The organism is Aquisalimonas sp. (assembly GCF_007120195.1).
GTDB lineage: Bacteria > Pseudomonadota > Gammaproteobacteria > Nitrococcales > Aquisalimonadaceae > Aquisalimonas.
The window spans coordinates 1-4,446 of the sequence record NZ_SKOG01000229.1 but is presented as its reverse complement, the minus strand read 5'-3'; the positions used below and the strand labels follow the sequence as shown (position 1 = coordinate 4,446).

The 4,446-nt window shown below is 61.7% G+C and carries 4 protein-coding genes; 1 reads left to right on the top strand and 3 read right to left on the bottom strand.

Features of this window, described 5'->3' with window-relative positions; genetic code table 11:
- A partial coding sequence (locus tag QZT63_RS16440) for an XRE family transcriptional regulator (RefSeq protein WP_290652582.1) occupies positions 1-557 on the top strand: 557 nt, incomplete at its 5' end.
- A gap of 74 nt (positions 558-631) precedes the next feature.
- Here the strand turns inward: QZT63_RS16440 and QZT63_RS16435 are convergent.
- From QZT63_RS16435 to QZT63_RS16425, 3 genes are all read right to left on the bottom strand, one after another.
- Positions 632-1,843, bottom strand: coding sequence for a Xaa-Pro peptidase family protein (locus tag QZT63_RS16435; protein ID WP_290652580.1), 1,212 nt, complete (start codon positions 1,841-1,843; stop codon positions 632-634).
- Positions 1,844-2,499: 656 nt separating this feature from the next.
- Positions 2,500-3,663 carry an alanine racemase gene (locus QZT63_RS16430; protein ID WP_290652579.1) on the bottom strand — a complete coding sequence of 388 codons (1,164 nt, stop codon included), beginning with the start codon at positions 3,661-3,663 and terminating at the stop codon, positions 2,500-2,502.
- A 43-nt stretch (positions 3,664-3,706) separates the two neighbouring features.
- Positions 3,707-3,886 carry a hypothetical protein gene (locus QZT63_RS16425; protein ID WP_290652578.1) on the bottom strand — a complete coding sequence of 60 codons (180 nt, stop codon included), beginning with the start codon at positions 3,884-3,886 and terminating at the stop codon, positions 3,707-3,709.
- Positions 3,887-4,446 lie beyond the last annotated feature (560 nt).

The window sequence follows — 4,446 nt, the reverse complement described above, 5'->3', positions numbered from 1 at the left end:
ACGAGCGAAATGTTGCCGACATCGGTACGCGTATTCGCAGCATTCGGCAGCAACGAGGGCTTAAGGTGAAGCAGCTGGCCGAGGCTGCGGGCATAACCAGCTCACTGTTGAGTCAGGTGGAGCGCGGCCTCAGCAACCCGTCGATCAACACACTGCGGGCCATTGCTCAGGCGCTCGACGTGCCGATCGTCGTCTTCTTCGAGCAGCACGACCGCAGCGACGATCTCGTCGTTCGCCGCGATGCTCGAGCCAAACTGAGGCTGCCCAACTCGGAAGTCGAGTACGAGCTGCTGTCGCCAGCCGGTAGCTCCGTCTTGCAACTCTTTTTGATGCATCTGGAGCCGAAGTCGGCTTCGCTGAACGCCCCCATGTCCCACCACGGGGAAGAAGCGGCGCTGGTCCAAGAAGGCCGTGTAGAGCTGGAGCTGGGGAGTCGCCTCGTCACACTGCATGCCGGCGACAGCGTCTTAATACCCAGCGGCACGCTGCACCGCTGGCACAATCCGCAACCGCAGCCGGCGACCATCGTCTTTGCCATCTCGCCGCCGTCGTTTTGATCCACCGCGCTGCGCGCGAGAACCGGCCCTATCGACCCCGCCGACTCCGGTTGTAGGCCCCGCCAGGGTGCTAGCTATACGCTGTAGATCCTCGTTGGGAGGCCGGAGAGAATCTCCGCACCGGTCTCGGTTATCAAGATGGTCTCCTCCACCACCGCAGTGCCGAACCGGTAGCGGACCAACATCGGTTCGAATGCGAAGGCCATGCCGGGCTGCAACACGTCGGGACTACCGCGCCCCATAAGCGGCCGCTCAAACAGCGAAACGCCGACCCCGTGCCCGAAGGCCGCCGGCATCGCCTCCGACTCGTAGCCGTAGGCGCGAGTCGCATCCTCATACAGGCGGGCGAGCTCAGCCACGGCCGTGCCCGGCTTCATCGCAGCAATCATATCGTGAAAGACGTCTTCGGCCCTTTGCAGCATGTCCAGCGCATCGCGGGGAACCTCGTCACCGACAGCAACACATCGGGATAAGTCGGCGTTGTACCCCTCATAGCTTGCTCCCATGTCCAAAAACACCAGCTCACCTGCCTTCATGCGGCGCTGAGACGGGTTGGCGTGCTTCAGCCCTGCTCTGGGCCCTGCCACGACCGCTGTGCCGAACGCCAAGGTCTCGGCTCCCGCGAGGAACATCTCGGCGTGCGCTTTGCTCGCCACTTCGACCTCCGAGGCACCGGCTTGAACGGCGTCCATGGCCGCTTGAATGCCGGCGCCTGAGATGACACACGCCTTCCTTAGATACTCAGCCTCCTTGGCCGACTTGGTCAGCCGTAAGGTGAGCATCATGTCGTCACAGATGTCCGGCTGGCCGCCAAGGGATTCTCGCAAGGCATCCCAAGCGCCGACTGGCATGACACCGAACCCCGACAAGCCGATCCGCGCGACATAGCCTCCCCTCGGGCCAGCTGCCTTGTCCTTGAGCCAGTCAACCGCACGCCTCATCAGCTCGGGTCCGTCAGCCGCAGGCACGAACTCCTCGACCCAACTTTCCCAAACCATGGAGTGCATGGGCTCCCCGTGCAGTAACCAAGTAGTGCTGATCCACGACTGTCCATCGCTCGTGACCGCCATTGCGCTCTCCCCGCCATGCGACTGGAGATTGGCCAAGTAGCGCAGGTTCGCATCGAGCCCTTGTCCGTAGATGAGCAACGCCTCGAGCCCCCTTGCCTCCATCAGGCCGACAAGCCGTGCCACTCGGTCGCGGTATTCTCCCTCCGGAAAGGGCAACCGCAACCACTTGCGGCGCTCCGCCCAATCGTAAGGCACCTTGATCTCATAGCTACTCACGGAAAAGCCTCCTTTCGTTGGTCTCGTTGGGTCGACACGCAGTGCGCGAACGATCGCGGTCGCTCGCGTTCTGGAGTCGCTGCCATCAGCACCGCTACTTGCCCGCTGCGACCATGGCGCCGATGGTTTGTTGTCGCGATCTGCGTCACGCCACATTCGCCCTTGGCGGTTCGCGAACCTCACTTATGAACTGCAGCAACGCCGAGTGATATGCGGCCGGGTCGTCCCACATGGAGAAGTAGCTGCCGTTGTCACATTCCGACAACTTGGCCTTTGGCATGCTCGCGGCCATCGCCTCGACGTCATCCACACGAATGGTGTCATGCCGTCCCACAAGCAACAGCGTGGGCACCGAAATGCTGCCTAAGCCGCTCGAGCGCCCACGCGAGAATAATCCAGCGCGACATCGACAACGTCTTGGCTACGGGGCGCGATACTGTCCGGATTGGCATGGACATGAATATAAGTCGCATGCTCTAGAAACGGCTCCTCAATGCCCCTGTGTAGCTCAAACAGCCGTGGGTACCGCTTCATAAAACCGAATATCCAGTCGGTGCCCTGCAAGTCGGGTAGTCGTTCGGCGGTAACCGGCTTTAGCTCTGTACGCGGCACGTCATCCTCTCCCCTCCTGAGCTTGCCTCCATGTCGAGCCTTCCTTAGTGTTTGGCAACGACAGGGATCTTCATCGCGACATTCCGGCGACGAACACCGTTGAGGCTTGACACCAGGTTTGTCACCGTGCAGGCATGGTTGGGGATGATCTCCAACCGGTCGCCGGGCACCACCACCGAATCAGAAGGCACAGCTAAGACGGCCAACTCCTCGGAAAGCCTCTCGATATGAAACTCCGGGTGCCCGATCACAACTCCGAAACCTCGAACAAGGTTGTTGCCATGGGCGCCCCGGTCACTGCTCAGGGTCTTGCTACCAACGTCCAACACGACTCGCTCGGGTACTGGTCGACTTACCACCGTCGCAGCAACCCGCAGCGAGCACTGCTCCTGCCGAGCGACGCCAAGGGCAAGCTGAATCGCATCATTGAAAACGTAATTCCCAGGCCTGATCTCCGTTATCCCCTCTATGGCAGCGCCGATCGCAACGGTAGGCGTCGAACCGACGGCTACGGTGTTGCAGCGGAGGCCTGCAGCGCGAAGGCAATCCGCAGCATCCAGCACGGCACCGGCCTCTTCGCGAGCCACATCCGCCACTTGAGCAGAGTCCGTACAGCCATACACTTGGCCGGCGTGAGTGGCGACACCCGCAAACCACACGTGCGGTCCATCGTGGAACTCACGCGCAATGCGTACCACCTCCCGCGGGTGACTACCAAGCCGCCCACTACCGCAATCGACCAGCAGCTCGACCGCTACCTCGCAACGCGACGCGGCCGCTATCTTGTGCACCAGTCGGACCGCCTCCGACGAGTCGACACTTAACGTCAGCCTGACATTGCGCGCTAACCTTGCCAGCCTCTCACACTTGCCCACACCCACAGGTGGATACGCCAAACAGACATCCTCAATTCCGGCTGCGGCCATCGCCTCAGCCTCGCCGATCGTTGCGACCAGTACTCCACAAGCACCAGCGTCACTCTGCAAACCAGCAATCACAGGCGACTTGTGCGTCTTAACCATGGGGCGCAACTTCACCCTATGCCTTTCGGCGAGTGCCGCCATCGCCCGAACGTTCCGCTCAAGCACGTCCAGGTCAACGATCACAGATGGCGTTTCGACCTCATCTATGGTGAATGTGGAGTCGTCGAACTCAGCTGTGTCCGCTATCGGCACAATCAAGTACAGCTTACCAATATTAAGCTGCATTGAAAACAGGGTTGCAGGCCGCCTCGAAGAGACCGCAGAAGCCTCACTCGGCGATGGTGATGGTGGCGCCGGCCACCGGCAGGACGGCGACGCTGGCCGGTACTTGAGAGTCGGCCCCGTCGCCGGTTAAGCCCGTCACGCTCAGCTGGACGGCAGTGGTGCCGGCGGGATCGGGCTGCGAACGCGAACAGGCAGGCAGCACGATCAGGACCAGCGCCAGCATCGCGGCTGTGAAAGCGCGCCTGCGCACGGATCGGCGGTCGCCACCGTGCCGTCCTCCGGCCTAGGAATACTCACGTCAGCATGTGCGACGTCCACAAATGCAGCAAGTACGCCAACGAAAGACGTCAGACCCGCCCGACTTGGCAGTGCGTTTGCCACCACGACCATCCTCCTCCGTTTCGGCGGCACAGCCACCGGGCGGTTCGCTGGGGCCGCCACTCGCCAGGGGCCTAGCCAGAGGGCCGTGTCATGGGCGTGCACCGAAGCGTGCCATCAGGCTGCGACTCCAACGAGTGCGTTACCTTTGCCCAGTAAACCATCTTGGTGGCAACCGGCCCAAAGGGCCGCAATGTCAGAAGCTAGCTGCTAAGTGGGGGTACTCGGTCTTAGTGAGACGCAAGGCGAAGCAACTTCGCCGCCACAATGGATAGTACAACTCCGAAACCCAGGCCCAGCTTCGGAGCAGGAGGTTAGGATGGCTGGAACCGGTGCTACGAGAGTGTCAGGCGCTTTTGCAGTTGTTCGGACCGTAGGTCGATCGGCCCCGGTAGCAAAGCAGGT